The 18,491-nt window shown below is 61.4% G+C and carries 20 protein-coding genes; 4 read left to right on the plus strand and 16 right to left on the minus strand.

Annotated features, from left to right (window positions below; genetic code table 11):
- Positions 1-200 precede the first annotated feature (200 nt).
- Entirely contained in the window at positions 201-1,208 is a 1,008-nt protein-coding gene (locus PMI07_RS33285; protein ID WP_007751073.1) for an asparaginase, read from the minus strand.
- Positions 1,209-1,304: 96 nt separating this feature from the next.
- Between PMI07_RS33285 and PMI07_RS33290 the strand changes: the two genes are divergently transcribed.
- Positions 1,305-2,042, plus strand: a complete 738-nt coding sequence (locus tag PMI07_RS33290) for a DUF3750 domain-containing protein (protein ID WP_037088807.1) — start codon at positions 1,305-1,307, stop codon at positions 2,040-2,042.
- Between the two features lie 73 nt (positions 2,043-2,115).
- On the opposite strand, the gene PMI07_RS34660 is transcribed toward PMI07_RS33290, so the two are convergent.
- The 6 genes from PMI07_RS34660 to PMI07_RS33315 all read right to left on the minus strand — a co-directional run bounded on the left by PMI07_RS34660 (position 2,116) and on the right by PMI07_RS33315 (position 7,151).
- The gene (locus PMI07_RS34660; protein WP_007751079.1) at positions 2,116-2,262 is read right to left on the minus strand and encodes a DUF1127 domain-containing protein; all 147 of its coding nucleotides are present in this window, start codon (positions 2,260-2,262) and stop codon (positions 2,116-2,118) included.
- Between the two features lie 604 nt (positions 2,263-2,866).
- Positions 2,867-3,148 carry an XRE family transcriptional regulator gene (locus PMI07_RS33295; protein ID WP_007751081.1) on the minus strand — a complete coding sequence of 94 codons (282 nt, stop codon included), beginning with the start codon at positions 3,146-3,148 and terminating at the stop codon, positions 2,867-2,869.
- A 13-nt stretch (positions 3,149-3,161) separates the two neighbouring features.
- Positions 3,162-3,473, minus strand: coding sequence for a type II toxin-antitoxin system RelE/ParE family toxin (locus PMI07_RS33300; protein WP_007751083.1), 312 nt, complete (start codon positions 3,471-3,473; stop codon positions 3,162-3,164).
- A gap of 46 nt (positions 3,474-3,519) precedes the next feature.
- A complete protein-coding gene (locus PMI07_RS33305; RefSeq protein ID WP_007751085.1) occupies positions 3,520-4,521 on the minus strand; it encodes an NAD(P)H-quinone oxidoreductase in 1,002 nt (333 codons plus the stop codon).
- Positions 4,522-4,623: 102 nt separating this feature from the next.
- Complete coding sequence (locus PMI07_RS33310; protein ID WP_024164401.1) at positions 4,624-6,429, minus strand: GGDEF domain-containing protein; 1,806 nt, start codon at positions 6,427-6,429, stop codon at positions 4,624-4,626.
- 173 nt (positions 6,430-6,602) lie between these two features.
- On the minus strand, positions 6,603-7,151 hold the full coding sequence (locus PMI07_RS33315; protein WP_024164402.1) for an HdeD family acid-resistance protein: 549 nt from the start codon (positions 7,149-7,151) through the stop codon (positions 6,603-6,605).
- A gap of 490 nt (positions 7,152-7,641) precedes the next feature.
- Here PMI07_RS33315 and betC point away from each other — a divergent pair, with 490 nt between their 5' ends.
- Together betC and betB are read left to right on the plus strand one after the other, a co-directional pair.
- Complete coding sequence (gene betC, locus PMI07_RS33320) at positions 7,642-9,165, plus strand: choline-sulfatase (protein ID WP_007751352.1); 1,524 nt, start codon at positions 7,642-7,644, stop codon at positions 9,163-9,165.
- Between the two features lies 1 nt (position 9,166).
- Positions 9,167-10,630 carry a betaine-aldehyde dehydrogenase gene (betB, locus tag PMI07_RS33325; protein WP_007751351.1) on the plus strand — a complete coding sequence of 488 codons (1,464 nt, stop codon included), beginning with the start codon at positions 9,167-9,169 and terminating at the stop codon, positions 10,628-10,630.
- A gap of 8 nt (positions 10,631-10,638) precedes the next feature.
- On the opposite strand, the gene PMI07_RS33330 is transcribed toward betB, so the two are convergent.
- Both PMI07_RS33330 and PMI07_RS33335 read right to left on the minus strand, forming a co-directional pair.
- On the minus strand, positions 10,639-10,992 hold the full coding sequence (locus PMI07_RS33330; RefSeq protein WP_007751349.1) for a helix-turn-helix transcriptional regulator: 354 nt from the start codon (positions 10,990-10,992) through the stop codon (positions 10,639-10,641).
- 3 nt (positions 10,993-10,995) lie between these two features.
- Positions 10,996-11,193, minus strand: coding sequence for a cytotoxic translational repressor of toxin-antitoxin stability system (locus PMI07_RS33335; protein ID WP_244448008.1), 198 nt, complete (start codon positions 11,191-11,193; stop codon positions 10,996-10,998).
- A 99-nt stretch (positions 11,194-11,292) separates the two neighbouring features.
- Here PMI07_RS33335 and betA point away from each other — a divergent pair, with 99 nt between their 5' ends.
- Complete coding sequence (gene betA, locus PMI07_RS33340; RefSeq protein WP_007751344.1) at positions 11,293-12,942, plus strand: choline dehydrogenase; 1,650 nt, start codon at positions 11,293-11,295, stop codon at positions 12,940-12,942.
- On the opposite strand, the gene PMI07_RS33345 is transcribed toward betA, so the two are convergent.
- The 7 genes from PMI07_RS33345 to PMI07_RS33375 form a co-directional block, all read right to left on the minus strand.
- Positions 12,943-13,242 carry a type II toxin-antitoxin system RelE/ParE family toxin gene (locus PMI07_RS33345; RefSeq protein ID WP_007751341.1) on the minus strand — a complete coding sequence of 100 codons (300 nt, stop codon included), beginning with the start codon at positions 13,240-13,242 and terminating at the stop codon, positions 12,943-12,945.
- Positions 13,239-13,511, minus strand: coding sequence for a YlcI/YnfO family protein (locus PMI07_RS33350; RefSeq protein WP_007751339.1), 273 nt, complete (start codon positions 13,509-13,511; stop codon positions 13,239-13,241). The genes PMI07_RS33345 and PMI07_RS33350 overlap by 4 nt, the downstream gene beginning before the upstream one ends.
- Before the next feature lie 65 nt (positions 13,512-13,576).
- Positions 13,577-14,047: a DUF6644 family protein gene (locus PMI07_RS33355; protein ID WP_007751337.1), complete on the minus strand. Its 471-nt coding sequence runs from the start codon at positions 14,045-14,047 to the stop codon at positions 13,577-13,579.
- Between the two features lie 7 nt (positions 14,048-14,054).
- Positions 14,055-14,396, minus strand: coding sequence for a DUF6152 family protein (locus PMI07_RS33360; protein ID WP_245277271.1), 342 nt, complete (start codon positions 14,394-14,396; stop codon positions 14,055-14,057).
- Positions 14,397-14,541: 145 nt separating this feature from the next.
- Positions 14,542-15,903: an AcvB/VirJ family lysyl-phosphatidylglycerol hydrolase gene (locus PMI07_RS33365; RefSeq protein ID WP_024164404.1), complete on the minus strand. Its 1,362-nt coding sequence runs from the start codon at positions 15,901-15,903 to the stop codon at positions 14,542-14,544.
- The gene (locus PMI07_RS33370; RefSeq protein WP_007752804.1) at positions 15,900-17,219 is read right to left on the minus strand and encodes a phosphatidylglycerol lysyltransferase domain-containing protein; all 1,320 of its coding nucleotides are present in this window, start codon (positions 17,217-17,219) and stop codon (positions 15,900-15,902) included. The genes PMI07_RS33365 and PMI07_RS33370 overlap by 4 nt, the downstream gene beginning before the upstream one ends.
- 233 nt (positions 17,220-17,452) lie before the next feature.
- The gene (locus tag PMI07_RS33375; protein WP_007752802.1) at positions 17,453-18,490 is read right to left on the minus strand and encodes a sulfate/molybdate ABC transporter ATP-binding protein; all 1,038 of its coding nucleotides are present in this window, start codon (positions 18,488-18,490) and stop codon (positions 17,453-17,455) included.
- Between the last annotated feature and the right edge of the window lies 1 nt (position 18,491).

Raw genomic sequence — 18,491 nt, forward strand, 5'->3', positions numbered from 1 at the left:
CTCTCCATCCTCTCCGCCGTCATCCTCGGGCTTGACCCGAGGATCCACCGCCGCGTCTGTGGTGAAGGGACTCTTTTCACGCGAAAGACTTCGCGTGGATGGATCCTCGGGTCTAGCCCGAGGATGACGGAGTTTGGGGAGCTGGTTTCCCTAAAACCTCGCCCGGTGCATTGATGCCGACTGGAGCGATCTGACCAATCTCACGCAAACAGCGCGTCGGTCACCCTGACGTCACCCACATGGATGCCGTTCCAGTTCTTCATCGGCTTGTTGGCCATCGCCATCAGCTTGGTGTGCACCTCGCCGCCCTTTTCGAAATAGCGGGCGATCAGGGCGAAGATCATCGCTTCGGCGGCGCGCGTGGTGCCGTCCTCGCATTTCACCGCCATGGCGATACCCTGGTCCGGAAGGGCCGCGATGAACACGCCCTCGGCGCCTGTCTTGGCAAAGATCTTGCCGGGCGCGACTTCCATCAGCTTGGTGCAGGCGCGGTTGGTGCCGGCGACATAAAAGGGTTCGGCCATGCACGCGTCCATCAGCCGGCGCGAGGCTTTGGCGCGTTCGGCGGACAGGGTGTTGCCGGTCGCCATCTTTGCGAAACCGTGGGCGAGGCCCTTCAGCGGCACCGCATAGGTCGGGATCGAGCAGCCGTCGATGCCGCAATTCTGGTGGCCGATGACGGCGCCGGCCAGCACTTCCATCGTGCCGCGGATTTCCGCCTGCAGCGGATGGTCGTAACCGACATAGCCTTTGACTTCCATGCCGGTGTGCACGCAGGTGCAGACGAAGCCGGAATGTTTGCCGGAGCAGTTGTTGTGAAGGGCGGTCGGTGCCTCGATGGTGCGGGCCTGATGGATCAGCACCGCCTGTTCGGATGCCCAATGGGCGCCGCACTCGAGCGCGCCGTCATCACGTCCGGCCTTGCTCAGCATCGAGGCGGCCATCGCCACATGCGCGTCCTCGCCGGAATGGGAGGCGCAGGCAAACGCCAGTTCCTTGTTGCCGAAGCCATAGGCATCCGCCGCACCGCTTTCGATGAGCGGCAGCGCCTGCATGGCCTTGCTGGCGGAGCGCGGGAAGACATGCGCTTCCGCCTCGCCGAACGAGAACAGAACCTTGCCGTCACCATCGACGACGGCACCGAGCCCACGATGGCGGCTTTCGACAAGGTTGCCTCTGGTAACTTCAACGGTAACGGGGTTTTGCATGGTCTGTCCTGAAATTGCCGGTTTCAATAGTGCCTATCATCGGGCGCATATCACAGGCTCTTAAACGAGTCCGGCGGGATTTTCATGGGGGACCGTATGAAATCGGTTAAGCGGTTGTTTCTGGCCATCTTCATTGTCTACCTCCTGCCCACATTCGCGTCGGCGGGATTATGGGCGATCAAGGACCGGCCTTCCGGTTGGAGCAATGCGCGTTGGTCGTCGGCCGGCATCCTGCCAAAGCCCGAAGAGAGCAGTGATGCGGCGATCTACGTCTTCTCGGCAATGACGGGAGGCCTGAAGGGTGCCGTCGCGAGCCATGCCTGGATCGTCTACAAGGAAAAGGGCGCCCGGACCTATACGCGTTACGACAAGGTCGGCTGGGGCAATCCGATCCGCCGCAACCACCGGGAGCCGGACGCCTTCTGGTATTCCAACCCGCCGCAACTCGTCACCTCGGTGACGGGTTCGAAGGCGGAACTGTTGATCCCCAAGATCGAGGGCGCGATCGCGGCCTATCCTTACGCCGAGCCGGGCGGCTACACGATCTGGCCGGGGCCTAATTCCAACACGTTCGTCGCCTATGTGCTGCGCACCGTGCCGGAGCTTGACGCCGTGCTGCCGCCGCACGCCGTCGGGCGCGATTACCTGCCGGATGGGGAATTCATCCATGTGGACGAAGACTGGCGCGATGTGCATGTGACGCTCCGCGGCCTCATCGGATTGTCGGCCGGCCTGCGCAGCGGGTTCGAAGTGCATTTCCTGGGCCTGGTCGCCGGCCTCGATTTCGCCAATCCCGGCATCAAGGTCCCGGCGCTCGGGCGTATCGGGATTTGAGATGGCAGCTATGCACAAAATGCAAAACGCCCGCGGATGCGGGCGTTCGACATAACTTCATGTCAGATGGCGATCAGAAGCCGACGGCCTGGCGCGCAACGCGGCGGATATCGCCCTGGGCAATGCCGAGATCGTTGAGTTCGCGCGGTGTCATACGGCCCAGTTCGGCAACCGTCTGACGGTACTTGCGCCAATTGTTAAGAGTGCGTGCGACGTTCATGATGGTTCCCCTTTCCTGGGATTTTCGAAGCTTGAGCGCCAGTCCTTGGCGCTCTCGTTTGCTTCGATGAGATCTATATAAGCTCATCAAACGTGCACTAAAAGCGCCCACTCGGCAGGCCACCCATGCGATGAGCGCATGGGTCTTTCTCATATTAGAAATAATGAAAGATGAAGAGCCGCCGGCGCTGAAAATGAAAGGGCCAGAAATGGAAAAGGGCCGCTCCAGGCGACCCTTCCATGAGTTTGGTCCGGTTGAACGAACCCGGGGCGCTTCACAGCGGCCCGAAGGAAGATGAGGTTCAGGCCGAGGGTTGCCCCGTCAAGACCGCCACCTTTCCATTGCCCGTTACACAGACCGAAATCTCACTAGACATTGGATCACCTTCCTTTCACTACGTTGACGATGATTAAAAGGTAAGTGCCAAAGCCCTGTTCTGCAAGCCACGTTATGTAAACGATTGCGTATTTAATTGAGTTGCGGCGGCGACCTTCCGCCCCTAGAATTCGCCAGCTTCGATCGAGGCAGATTCTCTCCCTCAGCCCAAAGTCACCACGATCTTGCCGATATGGCTGCTGGTTTCCATCAATCGAGGGATCGAAGATCAGGCTGCGTCCGCGATATCCAGCCGGACGGAAAGCCCAACCTTTCCAGCAAGTTCTACCAGCGCGTCCAGACTGAAATTTGCAATCCTGCCCCGCAGCAGGTCGTTCAGCCTCGGCTGGGTGATGCCGAGGCGAGCGGCCGCCTCCGTCTGGGTCACGTTCCAGTTCCGAACCTTCTGCTCGATCGCAATCAGCAGGGCCGAGCGCATCGACATATTGGCTGCTTGCGCCGGAGTGTTTTCCAGCGCATCCCAGACATTTGCAAAGCTCTGGCGTTCCATTGGTCCAATCCGATCAGATCTGCCGCAGACGTGCGGTGGCGATATCCAGATCCCGCTTTGCCGTCTGCTGCGTCTTCTTCTGAAATGCATGCAGGACGTAAACGGCATCCTCTATTTTGGTCACGTAGATGATGCGAAATGCGCCCGTCTCGTCGCGGATGCGGATTTCCCGCACACCCGCTCCGATCGTCGTCATCGGTTTCCAGTCGCTCGGCTCAAGGCCGAGTTGAATTTTGTGCAACTGGACACCCGCCTCTTTACGGGCGGGCTCTGGGAAATCCCGCGGGCGATCCAGCGCGTCTCCGAGAAATTCCAGCCGCCTCATATCGATCCACGATTTATATCAAAACCAGTATAGCCCGATAACAGGACTATGCAAGCGTCACCACGATCTTGCCGATATGGCTGCTGGTTTCCATCAGCTTGTGGGCCTCGATAACTTGTCCGAACGGCAGCACCGAGTGGATGACGGGGGTGACGGTTCCGTTTTCCAGGAGCGGCCAGACCTGGCTCAAGAGATCGTCGCGGATGGCGCGTTTTTCGTCTGCCGTGCGCGGGCGCATGGTCGAGCCGGTGACTGTCAGGCGCTTCACCATGATCGGCGACAGGTTGACCTTTTCGGCCATGTTGCCGCCGAGGAAGGCGATGATCGACAGGCAGCCGTCCTTGGCGAGAACGGAGAGGTTCTTTTCGAGATAGGCGGCGCCGATCATGTCGAGCACGACGTCGACGCCCCGGCCGCCGGTTTCCGCCTTGATGACCTCGGCAAAGTCCTCGGTCTTGTAATCGATGCCTCTTGCGGCGCCGAGCTTTTCGCAGGCCTCGCATTTTTCCCAGGATCCGGCCGTCGCGTAGATCGTCGCGCCAAAGGCCTTGGCGAGCTGGATGGCGGTGGTGCCGATGCCGCTGGTGCCGCCGTGGATCAGCACGCTCTCGCCTTCCGTGAGGCCCGCCATCTGGAAGAGATTGGCCCAGACGGTGAAGAAGGTTTCAGGAACCGCCGCAGCCTTCACCGCATCGAAACCCTTCGGCCAGGGTAGCGCCTGTCCGGCCGGCACCGTGCAATATTCCGCGTAGCCGCCGCCGTTGGCGAGCGCGCAGACCTTGTCGCCGAGCTTGAATTCATCGACGCCCTCCCCGAGCGCCACCACTTCGCCGGCAATTTCCAGGCCGAGGATGGGGCTTGCATCCTTTGGCGGCGGATAGGCGCCCTTGCGCTGCTGCACATCCGGGCGATTGATGCCCGCCGCCTCCACCCGGACCAGGATCTCGCCCGCCCGCGCCGCCGGCAGCGGGCCGTTGGCAATGGTCATCACCTCCGGCTCTCCGAAGGACGGCAGATCGACGAAACGCATTTCGGTGGGAAGCGGCATGGAAGGACTCCTCTCAGAACCAGCCATCGACTTACGGCCGGCGTCGGGCACTGACTTAGGACAGTCCCCGGCTGATAGGAAGGCGGCGTTCCGCCGCCTAGATCATTTTGTCTCGCCAAAACTCGCGAAAACCAGACCGTCTTCTTTTTCCTTGGCTTCCGCCTTGACGGCGGCGATCTCCGAGCCGATGCGGCCGACATCGTCGAGCAGCAGGCCCTGGGGCAGTTCGAGCACGCCGATCGAGCAGCGCAGCAGCGGGAAATCCCGCTCGGCGCCGGCGCGGTCGTGGCCACGGATCTTGCCGGCGGCCCGCTCTTCCGGGGAGTAGAGCTCGACGACATCGTCGTGGAAATCGGAAAGCAGGCGTTCGAGGATCTCGTTCAGCTCGTCGCGGGTCCAGTCGCGCACGCCGATGAAGAAGTCGTCGCCGCCGACATGGCCGAGGAAATCGCCGTCTGAAAAGAAATAACGCTTCATCAGGGCGGCAAACAGCGAGATCGCATGGTCGCCCATCTGGAAGCCGTAATGGTCGTTGAACGGCTTGAAATTGTCGAAATCGCAGTAACAGAAGAAACGGGTTTCCTCGTCGTCGCGGCCGGTTTCCTGCATGAAGTCGCGGATGGCGCGGTTGCCCGGCAGGCCGGTCAGCGGGTTCTGGTCCTGGGCAATCTTCAGCTGCTTTTCGTTGATGACCTTGATCAGCGAGGCCGCCGACACGACGCCGGCATAGCGCATGTTTTCGGTGAGGATGACGCAGGCGCTGTTTTCCATATTGGCAAACAGGCTCATCAGTTCCTCGGCCTCCGCATCCAGCCCGACGATCGGGGCGCGATCGACGAAATGCGAGATCGAGCGCTCATAGACCTTGTTCTTCAGAAGATCGCGGCCGAAGGGCTGATAGATATATTCCTTCAGGTGGTATTCGTTGATGACGCCGCGCGGCTCGCCGTTTGCGTTCAGCACAGGGAAAAAGGCCTGGCGCGGATTGCGGCGAAACAGGTCGAAGACGCTGTCGATGCTCTGGTTCTCGTAGACGGTCGGCAGGTTCTCGATCTGCTTGCGGATGAGGATCTCGTCCAGCGACTGGCTGGAGCGACGGGTGCGACCGATATCGGCAAGATAGGGGAAGGACGGCTGCAGTTCGGATATGAATGTCGTCGGCCGGGCGATGAACCATCCCTGGACGAGATCGACGCCGTATTCGCGGCAGGCGAGGAATTCCGCTTCCGTCTCGATGCCCTCGGCGATGACGCGGATGCCGAGCACGTGGGCGATGTTGACGATGTTCTTGACGAGGTGGCGCTTGCGCGGGTTCCCGTCGATGCCGGCGACGAAATGGCGGTCGATCTTCAGGTAGTCGACCGGATAGTCGCAGAGCAGTTTCATCTCGCCGTGGCCGACGCCGAAATCGTCGATCGCCAGCTTGAAGCCCTCTTTCCGCATCTGCGTGACTAGATCGGCGAACTCCGGCACGCTGGTATTGTCGAAACGCTCGGAAAATTCGAAGCAGACGGAGGACGGGGCGATATTGGCCTTGCGCAGGTGCTGCACGACCTTCTCGAGGAAATAGTGGCCGTGGCGGATGAGCCGCACATCGAGATTGAGGAACAGCGTCTGGGACGAGAAATCCGGCAGGCTTGCGAATTTCGCAAGCGCGCGGGTCGACATCATCTGTTCGAGCGCCAGAAGCTGGCCGGTCTCCTGGGCTTCGTCGAGAAGTGCGAGCGGCGACGAAAACCCGATCCGCTCCTGGCCCCGCAGCAGGGATTCATAACCGAAGACTGACCCGGTGCCGACTTCGACGATCGGCTGAAACGCATTTTCGAGAACCAGCTTCGCGAGGGTGACAAGCTGGTCACTCGCATACCGACGGAAAACGCTCGGTTCCAAGATGGCCGCAGACGACATTACTCATTACTCCACTGCGCAATGGCCTAAAACACGCCTAAAACACGAATGTCAGGTTCCCGGAAATTGGTCAAAAATACCTTTCGCGAACGTGAAGCTTGGATGAAAGTTTTATGACAGGAAGAGATATTTTTATTGCAATATTAAAGACTTAACGGCAACTTTGACGTGTTTCACGCCTTGGCCGCAAGCGCAACCGCGATCAATGCCCAGCCCTGCATCGTCAGGTCGATCGCAAGGAACAGGCCGAGGATCCAGAGGCTGTTGACCGGCCAGCCGAGCGCGATGACGAGGCCCGCAAGCGCGGATATGACACCGCCGAAAATCACCCAACCGGACCCGCGCATCGGCCGCATTTTGAAGCCGACCCAGATGCGGAACAGGCCCGCGACGATCAGCGCCACCGCCATGAAGAAGGTGACGATAACGGCGGTCAGCGCCGGATTCCAGAAGGCGAGCAGGCCGGCAATGGTGTAGAGTATGCCGCTTGCCGCCCAGAACAGGATGTGGTCCCAGCCTTTCACCTGGAAAGCGTGGACGAGATAGGCAACGCCACCCACCAGCATCATCATGCCGATGTAGAAGACCGACGCGACGGTCGCCACGAAGAGATTGGCAAGCGCGATGAAACCGAAGACCAGCAGCAGAATTCCAAGGGCGAGAAACCAGCCCCACTTGTCACGGACCGTCGAAACCGACGGTGCATCCAGACCAAACGTCATGGCCAACCCCTTTTTGCCAAAACCTCACCCGAACCTAATGGATAGGATGTGGAGCAGGCTTGATCCGCGTCAACGGCGCGCTTTTGGAACAGGAAGGTTCGCAATCGCTTCTTGATTGCCAAGACGATCGAAAATAACTCAAATCACTGAAGGAATCTAAGGCAAATCGAGATGGTCACGGCCGAGCGACGACGCACGACGCACCACTTCCTCAAAAGCGGCGCGATTGCAGGTGGTGAGGTATCGTGGCCCATCCGCACACGCGGGCGGATCCTCGGGTCAAGCCCGAGGATGACGGCGGAGAGGGAGGTGCGACGGATGACAGGAGAGGCCTCCCGGCAGCCAGCAACCTCATCTGTTGCGCCAACCGATCCCACGCGCTCCGTCATCCTCGGGCTTGACCCGAGGATCCATCTGCCTGGCCTCCGGGCATTGCCTGCCGCGCGCGAAAGTGCCGGCTCCCCACGCCATCCCGACAATTGAGGACGCCATGACCAAGCCCAATATCCTCATCGTCATGGTCGACCAGCTGAACGGGACGCTGTTTCCGGATGGGCCGGCGGAGTGGCTGCATGCGCCGAACCTCAAGGCGCTCGCCGCACGCAGCGCCCGGTTTGTCAACAACTATACGTCTTCGCCGCTCTGCGCGCCGGCGCGCGCCTCGTTCATGGCCGGCCAGCTGCCGAGCCGGACGCGGGTTTATGACAATGCCGCCGAATATGTTTCGTCGATCCCCACCTTCGCGCATCACCTGCGCCGCGCCGGTTATTACACGGCGCTTTCGGGAAAGATGCATTTCGTCGGGCCGGACCAGCTGCACGGGTTCGAGGACCGGCTGACGACCGACATTTATCCGGCCGATTTCGGCTGGACGCCGGATTATCGCAAGCCGGGCGAGCGGATCGACTGGTGGTATCACAATCTCGGTTCGGTGACCGGCGCGGGTGTGGCCGAGATCACCAATCAGATGGAATATGACGACGAGGTCGCCTTCCTCGCCAACCAGAAACTCTACCACCTTGCCCGCGAGCGGGACGATGCCGACCGGCGGCCCTGGGCCCTGACCGTCTCCTTCACCCATCCGCACGACCCTTACGTGGCGCGGAAAAAGTTCTGGGATCTTTACGAGGATTGCGAGCACCTGCTGCCGGAGGTGGGGCCGATCCCGCTCGAAGACCAGGACCCGCATTCCAAGCGGATCATCTTTTCCTGCGACTACAAGAATTTCGACGTGACGGAAGACAATGTCCGCCGCTCGCGAAGAGCCTATTTCGCCAATATTTCCTATATCGACGAGAAGGTCGGCGAGCTGGTCGACACGCTGACGCGGACACGGATGCTCGACGACACGCTGATCCTGTTCTGCTCCGACCACGGCGACATGCTCGGCGAGCGCGGGCTGTGGTTCAAGATGAGCTTCTTCGAGGGCTCGGCGCGGGTACCGCTGATGATCGCCGGTCCTGGCGTGCCCGCTGGTCTGCATCTGGCGCCGGTTTCCAACCTCGACGTCACGCCGACGCTCTGCGACCTTGCCGGCATTTCCATGGACGAGATCAAGCCCTGGACCGACGGAGAGAGCCTGAAGCCTGTGATGGACGGTACTGCCCGCACGAGCCCGGTGCTGATGGAGTATGCCGCCGAAGGCTCCCATGCGCCGCTCGTCGCCATCCGCGCGGGCAAGTGGAAATATATCCACTGCATGCTCGATCCGGACCAGCTGTACGATCTGGAAAGCGACCCGAAGGAACTCGACAACCTCGCCGACGATCCGGATTTTGCCGAGGTGGTCGCCCTCTTCCGGCGCCAGCGCGAGGAGCGGTGGGACATGGGCGCCTTCGACGCGGCGGTGCGTGAAAGCCAGGCGCGGCGCTGGGTGGTCTACGAGGCGTTGCGCAACGGCGCCTATTACCCCTGGGACCACCAGCCCTTGCAGAAAGCATCCGAGCGCTACATGCGCAACCACATGAACCTCGACAATCTCGAGGAATCCAAACGCTATCCGCGCGGAGAATGAGATGAAAGCCCAGCCGATCGCCAGCCATTTCATCGACGGCGAATATGTCGAGGATATCGACGGCACCGTCATCGAAAGCCTCTATCCGGCGACCGGCGAGGTGATCGCCCGGCTGCATGCGGCAACGCCCGCGATCGTCGAGAGGGCGATTGCGGCCGCCAGGCGCGCCCAGCCGGCATGGGCGGCGATGAGCCCGACCGCCCGCGGCCGCATCCTCAAACGCGCTGCCGACATCATGCGGGAGCGCAACCGCGAGCTTTCCGAACTGGAGACGCTCGATACCGGCAAGCCGATCCAGGAAACCATCGTCGCCGACCCGACATCGGGTGCCGATGCCTTCGAATTTTTCGGCGGTATCGCAGCGGCAGGACTCAACGGCAGCTACATCCCCTTGGGGCAGGACTTTGCCTACACGAAACGGGTGCCTTTAGGCGTCTGCGTCGGCATCGGCGCCTGGAACTATCCGCAGCAGATCGCCTGCTGGAAGGGCGCGCCAGCGCTGATCTGCGGCAATGCCATGGTCTTCAAGCCTTCCGAAAACACGCCGCTCGGGGCGCTGAAGATCGCCGAGATCCTGATCGAAGCCGGCCTTCCGAAAGGGCTCTACAACGTCATCCAGGGCGACCGGACGACCGGGCCGCTGCTGGTTAACCATCCGGATGTCGCCAAGGTGTCGCTGACGGGCTCGGTGCCCACCGGCCGGAAGGTGGCGGCGGCGGCTGCCGGCAGCCTGAAGCACGTGACGATGGAGCTCGGGGGCAAGTCGCCGCTGATCGTCTTCGACGACGCCGATATCGACTCGGCGGTCGGCGGGGCGATGCTCGGCAATTTCTATTCGACCGGCCAGGTCTGCTCGAACGGCACCCGGGTCTTCGTGCAGCGGAACATCAAGGAGACCTTCCTGTCGCGCCTCAAGGCGCGCACCGAAAGCATGGTGATCGGCGATCCGATGGACGAGGCGACGCAACTCGGCCCGATGGTCTCCTTCGACCAGCGCCAGAAGGTGCTGTCCTATATCGACAAGGGCAAGGCCGAGGGCGCGACACTCGTTACCGGCGGCGGCATTCCCAACCACGTGACCGGCGAAGGCTACTACGTTCAGCCGACCGTCTTCGCCGACGTCACCGACGACATGACGATCGCGCGGGAAGAAATCTTCGGCCCAGTCATGTGCGTGCTCGATTTCGACGACGAGGCCGAGGTGATCGCCCGTGCCAACGGCACCGAGTTCGGCCTGTCCGGCGGAGTGTTCACGTCCGATCTCACGCGGGGGCATCGGGTGGCGGATCAGCTCGAGGCCGGCACGCTGTGGATCAACACCTACAATCTCTGCCCGGTGGAAATCCCCTTTGGTGGTTCCAAGCAATCCGGCTTCGGGCGCGAAAATTCGCTGGCGGCGCTGGAGCATTATTCGGAGCTGAAGACGGTCTATGTGGGCATGGGCAAGGTCGAGGCGCCGTATTGAAGATGGCGTCAATCGACTACCAGATCGTCGAGATCAACCTTGAGAACGGCGGCGATGCGCTTCAGCACGTCGACGGAACCGTTCTTCTTGCCGGCCTCGATCTCGGAGAGATAAGGCTGAGAAATGCCGGCCGCCTCGGCGAGCTGCGACACGGTCATCTTACGGTAGGCGCGGAAGGTGCGGATACGGCTATCGGTTTCGAACAGTTCATACACGAGTTCGGCCGGCCAGGTCTCTTCGCCGGCGGCGACGCGCGCCATGATCTCTTTGGCCGCGATGATATCCATCATGTCCTCAAACTCTTCCTCCGGCACCAGGACAAAGGGTTTGCCGTCGATGACCGTCCGGTTAAAAGCGCCCATCAGTTACTCCTTGTAGATGCCGCCCCTGGGACCAACATCGATGACCAGGACGAGGTTAGTCTGCTCGTCAATGATGATCCGGTCGTCGCCGACGCGTATACGAACAAGCGGACTACCCACCAGCTTCTTGAGATCGACCTTTTCGCCACGTGCAAACGCATCGACCTTCGCCTTGATCCCAGCCTGACGTTTGGGCTGCATCCGGCTCAGGCTTTTCTGTGCAGTCTTAGAATAACGCACCGGCTTCATTGCATCAATATAGCTTATAGCTATAATTAACGCAATCAGGGATTGAATTCCATGCAGGCAGATTACGTCATCATCGGTTCCGGTTCGGCAGGCTCGGCCATGGCTTACCGCTTGTCGGAGGACGGCAAGAATTCGGTGACCGTCATCGAGGCGGGGGGCACGGATTTCGGGCCGTTCATCCAGATGCCGGGGGCGCTCGCCTGGCCGATGAGCATGAAGCGCTACAACTGGGGTTATCTCTCCGAGCCCGAGCCGAACCTCAACAACCGCCGCATCACCGCGCCGCGCGGGAAGGTCATCGGGGGGTCGTCGTCGATCAACGGGCTGGTTTATGTCCGGGGGCATGCGGAAGACTATAATCGCTGGGAGGAACTCGGCGCACAGGGCTGGGCCTATGCGGACGTGCTACCCTATTTCAAGCGCATGGAACATTCCCATGGCGGCGAGGAAGGCTGGCGCGGCAAGGACGGGCCGTTGCATGTAAAGCGCGGGCCGGTGACCAACCCGCTCTTCCACGCCTTCATCCAGGCGGGCTCCCAGGCCGGGTTCGAGATGACCGAGGACTATAACGGCTCGAAGCAGGAAGGTTTCGGGCTGATGGAGCAGACCATTCACAATGGTCGCCGCTGGTCTGCAGCCAACGCCTATCTACGGCCGGCGCTGAAGCGCAGGAATGTCGAGCTGGTCTATGGTTTCGCGCAGAAGATCGTCATCGAGAACGGCCGTGCCGTCGGCGTCGAGATCTTTCGCCGCGGCGTCAGCGAGGTGATCCGCGCCAACCGCGAGGTGATCGTCTCCGCCTCCTCCTTCAACTCGCCGAAACTGCTGATGCTGTCCGGTATCGGTCCGGCGGAGCATCTGAAGGAAATGGGCATCGAGGTGAAGGCCGACCGACCAGGTGTCGGCGAAAACCTGCAGGACCATATGGAATTCTATTTCCAGCAGGTCTCGACCAAGCCGGTATCGCTCTATTCCTGGCTACCGTGGTTCTGGCAGGGCGTGGTGGGGGCACAATGGCTGCTTTCGAAGGGCGGGCTTGGCGCCTCCAACCAGTTCGAGGCCTGCGCCTTCCTGCGCTCCAGTGCCGGGCTCAGCCAACCGGATATCCAGTACCATTTCCTGCCGGTGGCGATTTCCTATGATGGCCGCGCGGCTGCGAAAAGCCACGGATTCCAGGTGCATGTCGGCTACAACCTGTCGAAATCGCGCGGACGCGTGACGCTGCGCTCATCCGATCCCAAGGCCGATCCGGTGATCCGCTTCAACTACATGAGCCATCCTGAGGATTGGGAGAAGTTCCGGCACTGCGTGCGGCTGACCCGGGAAATCTTTTCCCAGAAGGCGTTCGACCAATATCGCGGTCCGGAAATCCAGCCGGGGGAGCAGGTCGAAACCGACGATCAGATCGATGCCTTCCTGCGCGAACACCTGGAGAGCGCCTATCATCCCTGCGGCACCTGCCGCATGGGCCGCACCGACGACCCACTCGCTGTGGTCGATCCGGAATGCCGGGTGATCGGCGTCGAGGGCTTGCGCGTCGCGGATTCGTCGATCTTCCCGCACGTGACCTACGGCAACTTGAACGGCCCCTCGATTATGACCGGCGAAAAGGCGGCCGACCATATTCTCGGCAGGACGCCCCTGCCCCGCAGCAATCAGGAACCATGGGTCAATCCGAGGGCGATGGTGAGTGACCGGTGATCAGTGGTAATCGTCTTCGCGCTGGTGGCGGACGGCGAGGATGGTAACCGTCTCGCTGTCCTCCACTTCGTACAGGAGAATATATCCGCTCGAACCGAACGGGACGAGTAGCTCTCGTGCAAAAGCATTTTCGGCTGCAGCCCTTCGCCCTGCGAACGGAAAATCCTCAAGCACCTTCATCGCTTTTTGCATGGCATCGAAAACACGCTCGGCAAGCTGCAAATCAATCTCGGCCAGATTGCCGTAATATCTCTCGAAATCCTCATAAAATTCGTGAGTATATTGAAGGCGATAGCTCATTGAGCTTGACGAGCCCTTGCCTTCTCCAGTTTCTCGCGCATCATGTTCAGCACATCCTCAGAGCTGTAATACACTCCCGTCCGTTTAGCTTCATCGCGGGCCTTGAGCCCTCTTGCAATGAATTCTGCCTGGGTCTTTCGATAATCGACCTGCCGCCTCAAGGACTCTTCCATAAAAGCTGAAAGCGTTTCGCCCTCTTTGAGCACACTCTCCGCGGCTGCCCGCAGTTCCGGATCGACCCGCAGGGAAGGAATCGTTGCGGTTTTCATGTCTTCTCTCCATGCGTTGCAATTGCGATGCAGTGTGCTTGAGGTGTTGGAATTAATCAAGACGCCTACAAGAACCCGATCCATCTTCCGGCAATCACCGCGCTGATCCAGATCATAATTGAGAAGACGGCGGAAATCCGAAGCGCTGCCGTCGGCGCATCGCCGGAGAGCACCGCCCGCCATCCGGAATTGAAATGAACCGCCGCAACGTTCAGAAGGCCGAGCGCCACGAAGCCGAGCTTGGCGAGGAAAGCCGGGTTGCGGGCATATTCCAGCGGCCGGACCGAGAACAGGCAGAGGCCGGTGAGGATGGCGAGGAGAACACCGGCGCCGGCCAGGCGCGACAGGTAGGGCGCGATCGCGGCAAGCGGGACGACCGGGGCCAGGCCCAGCAGCCGGAGATCGAGTGCCAGGATGCCACCGAACAGCATGCCGATGCCGAGGATATGCGCGGCGTTGACCAGCAGATAGAGCGTCGAAGACGTGATCAACGCCCGCGCGAGCGGCGTTTCGGCAGCCATGGCGAGGAATTCCATGCCCGCCTCAGTTGGTCTTGATGCGTTCCGGATAGATGTCGAAGGTCTTGCCGGCAACCACGATCCGGACCGCCTTCAGGCGTTTCTCATCGCGGTCTTCGGAACGGTTGCCGGTAGCGGTGATCTGGTCGCCGACCTTGGCTTGGCCTTCCACGAAGCCGGCGCGCTGGGTCTGGTTGGGATTGCCGAGCTCGACGCGCCAGACGCCGTCCTCGGCCCTCACCTCGAGCGTCGGATGCGGCGGGGCAAAGGAAATCGACTGGATGGTGCCCTTGAGGTCTATCTGGTCGGCTTCCGCCCAGGACCAGCCGTGATGGGCGGCGGCGGTGCCGGCGAGCGCAGCGGTCATTGCGGCACCGGTCAGGATGCGGGTGATCGAAAGGCCAGGCATGACGGCTCTCCTCAGTTCCGGGTCATATGCCGGAAGATGTAGGTTACCTTCGCGGATGACCAGAGGTTTCACCGTTTCTTGAACGTCGGCTGACGATCGAACGTCAGTTGGTCGCCATCAGCGCCACGGCCCGGTCGACGATCAGGCGGTTGAGGGCGCGGTAGTCGCCGTCGAAATGGTGGCCGCCTTCGCGGGCGAGAATCTGGGCGCCGCGGATTTCCTGGACTGCCGGGCAGGCACTGTCCTCCTCCTCGAGCCCGTAGATGCACTGGATCTTGGACGGCTCGACCTCGCGCAGGTCGTCGACCGGATCACCGTATTTGCCGGTGCCGGTAAAGCCGAGCCAGCCGGTTACGTCGATCTCGAAATCCGCATGATGCGACAACGCCAGAAGCGAGACGAGCGAGATCGCCTGCTTGTCGGCCTCCGGCAGAAGCCGGTAAGTGGCGGGCAGGACATTGGCGCCGAAGGAATAACCGATCAGCAGGACGTTATCGACGTTCCACCGCTTGCGGTAGGAGGTGATGATATAGGAAAGGTCGGCAGCGGTCTGTTCCGGGGTCCGCTCGCTCCAGAAATAGCGCAGCGCATCGACGCCGACGACCGGGATGCCCTCTTCCTTCAGATAGGCGCCGAGCTGCTGGTCGATGTCGCGCCAGCCTCCGTCGCCGGAATAGATGATCGCCATCGTGTTGTGCTTCGGCGTCGCATGGATCGGCACGATCGGCAGATTGAGCGGCGAAGCGGAATGGGCGAGCCGCCGGACGATCGCCGACGCGTTCTCGAGCAGTGCCACATCCGCGCCCTGGGCGGCCTCACGGAACTCGATCGCGGGATGGATGCCCTTCAGGTCCTCGACATGGATACGACCTGCAGCGTCGGCCGTCGGGCTGAAGACGACCCGGACCGGATTGGGGAGATCGCCTTCCGTCAGGCCGTAGACCGTGCCGCCTGGAACGGGCGTCTTGGGTGCCGGCGTGCAGAGGATGGTCGACAGCGGGATGATGGACTGCGGGTCGATGGCGAGCGTCTCGGCGATCGTCGAATCCGGCGTCTGGGCGGCGATCGCCAGCGCCAGCGTGCCGCCGTCACCGATACCGGCCACGACCGGCGGGTGATAGCTGGCGATATCGGCCGAGCGGTGCAGCTGGCGCGTCACGTCTTCGATATCGGAAACGAGATAGAGGCAGTCATCCCGCTCTTCCTCCAGCGCCGCATAATAGTCGCGGATGTCCACGCCGACCACCAGCGCGCCGTCCCTGACCAGCGCCTCGGACGTCTGCTCCTCGCGATCCGTCCAGCCTTCGCCGCCCGAAAGCAGCACCACGACGCCGGTCGCCTTGCCTTCGGGGAAGGAAATCCGGTCGGTCGGCAGGCTCTTGGTCTTCAGGGCCGGTTCGGAGACGATGTTGACGATGGCAGCGACCAGCGTGATGCCGGCAAAGATGATCGGCAGAAGCTTCATCTGCGAAGGATGCCCTTCAGGCCACCGCCGATCAACATGGTAATGTCGAACATCGAAATGACCGGCATGCCGCGGCCCGAGACGACGAGATAACGCGGCTGCCATTCCGGATCGAATTTATCCTTGAACAACCGCACGCCGCGGAAATTGTAGAAACGCTCGCCATTCTGGTAAATGCGGTCGCCCACGTGGTTCCACAGCGGCGCCTTGTTGTGGGTCGAGAGCCCGGCAAGCGGCGCCATGCCGAGATTGAGCGTGCGAAAGCCGGCAGCCTTCATATGTTCCATGATGCGCACGAACAGCAAGACCATCATGCCCTGATGAGCATTCGGCAAATGGCGCATGAGGTCGATGCAGGCGTCACCGGCCGAGCCGGTCGACAGGACGTTGGCGAATGCAATAATCCTGCCTTCGACGCGGATGACGGCAACCGGGCCGGCCGCCACATACCGAGGTTGGAAGGTACCGAGCGAAAATCCTTTTTCCGTCGCATTCTGGGCGATCAGCCAGGTACGCGAGACGGACAGGAGCTCGTCCAGAACTGCGGGCACGTCCTCTGCCTCGATCATCGAAAATTCAAGGCCATCGCGAACCGCGCGGTTGACCGCGCGCCGAAGCCTGATCCGAGTGCCGCCCTTGAGGTCGAACTTCGTGAGGTCCACCACCGCCTGTTCGCCGAGCTTGTAGGGCTTCAGCCCGGCGTCGACGGTGAGCGGCAGGAAGTCCGGGGAGACCTGATAGAAAACGGCGCGGCAGCCCGCCTTGCGGGCCTCTTCCATGAACTTCAGCGTCAGGCCGGACCAGGCCTCGCGAGGGCCGACAGGGTCGAACAACGCCACCCAGGAGCGACCCTGCTGGGCGTACATGATGAACGCATCGCCGCAATCGGAGAACAGGATCTTCTTGTCGCCGAGGCGCACGAGGCCGGCGCTTGCATTGGGCTGCGTGGCGAGAATTTCGATGGCGCGGTTCATTTCGTCGCTCGCCGGCGGCTTGCGACAGCGCCGCGGACGCCGCAGCCGGTTGGTGGCGAGCGCGCCGATCAGCAGCGTCAGCGCAAGACCTGTCGGCGCGTGGATGTCGCTGTTCGACAGAAGCAGGCTCCAGCCGAGCCTCGCCAGATTTTCCTCCAGGAAAAGGTTGACGCCAAGCGAAATCACAAACAGGACCAGACCGAACGCCAGGAGAATGCCCGTATCGGGGGTAAGGCGGTCGATCAGCACCTTTCCCATCGAAACGGCAGTTTGAGCCGAATGCTTTGCCGGCGAGCCGGAGACCGGCTCGGGGGTATCGTCGAGTTGGGCAAAATCTGCCATAGGTTACCCGTCACAGAAAGAACGTTACGCCAGCGTTCGTCAGGGCCTGAGCCCGTGCGTTCATACCCGTTCATTGCAAATCAAAAATTGACGCATATCAATTTTGAAAAACTTTCCGTGATTAGGGTAAAAACGTCACGCAATAAAGTGGTGTGCACTGCGATTTGGCGGATTTCGACCTAGTTTTCCGGGTATTCGGCCTGATCACGTCAACCCCAGGATGCTGGCAGGACTTAATTGCGAAAAACCTTCCAGCGTGTCGGACGGAAACGGGCCTCGCTGCCGAGTTCGATCGGCGCATGCAGTGGCACTTCCACCTCGACGTGATAGGGTGCGTGGCCGTCATTGGCGATGTCGATCTCGGCGATACGGGTGCCGGCGAGACGGCGACAGGCGGTGACCTTGCCGAACAGCGCATCCGGCGCATCGACGAGCGTCACGTCTTCCGGACGGAAGAAGAGCTCCCCTGCTCCGTCGCCCGGCTCCGAAATGCCGATCGGCTGCCCCTGGAAAAGCATGGTGCCATCTTTCACCTCGACCGGAAGCTGCGAGGACTCGCCGATGAAGGAGAAAACGAAGGGCGAACCCGGCCGGTCATAGACGTCGTCAGCGGATCCGACCTGCTCGATCTTGCCCTGGCTCATGACCACGACGCGGTCGGCAAGCTCCAGCGCCTCTTCCTGGTCGTGGGTGACGAAGACCGTGGTGTGGCCGGTGCGGTCGTGGAATTCGCGCAGCCAGCGGCGCAGTTCCTTCCTGACCTTGGCGTCGAGTGCGCCGAACGGCTCGTCGAGCAGCAGGATGCGCGGCTCGATCGCCATGGCGCGGGCAAGTGCGACGCGCTGGCGCTGGCCGCCGGACAGCTGGTTCGGATAACGCTTGTCGAGCCCGCCGAGCTGGACCATCTCCAAGAGATCGGAGACCCGGCGGCGGATTTCCGCCTTGGGCGGGCGGCTGCCGGCCGGCCGGACCTTGAGGCCGAAGCCGATATTCTCGGCGACCGTCATATGCCGGAACAGCGCATAATGCTGGAAGACGAAACCGACATTGCGATCCTGCACCGAATGATGCGAGGCGTCCTGGTCGCCGAAGAAGATCTTGCCCGACGTCGGGAAATCGAGGCCGGCGATCAGTCGCAGCAGCGTCGTCTTGCCGGAGCCGGAAGGGCCGAGCAGCGCGATCAGCTCGCCTGAGGCGATCTTCAGCGACACGTCGTTCAGCGCCGGGAAACGTTCGAATTCCTTGCGGATATTGCTGATGGTGACTTCCATC

Origin of the sequence: Rhizobium sp. CF080, from assembly GCF_000282095.2 — a bacterium.
Lineage (GTDB): Bacteria > Pseudomonadota > Alphaproteobacteria > Rhizobiales > Rhizobiaceae > Neorhizobium.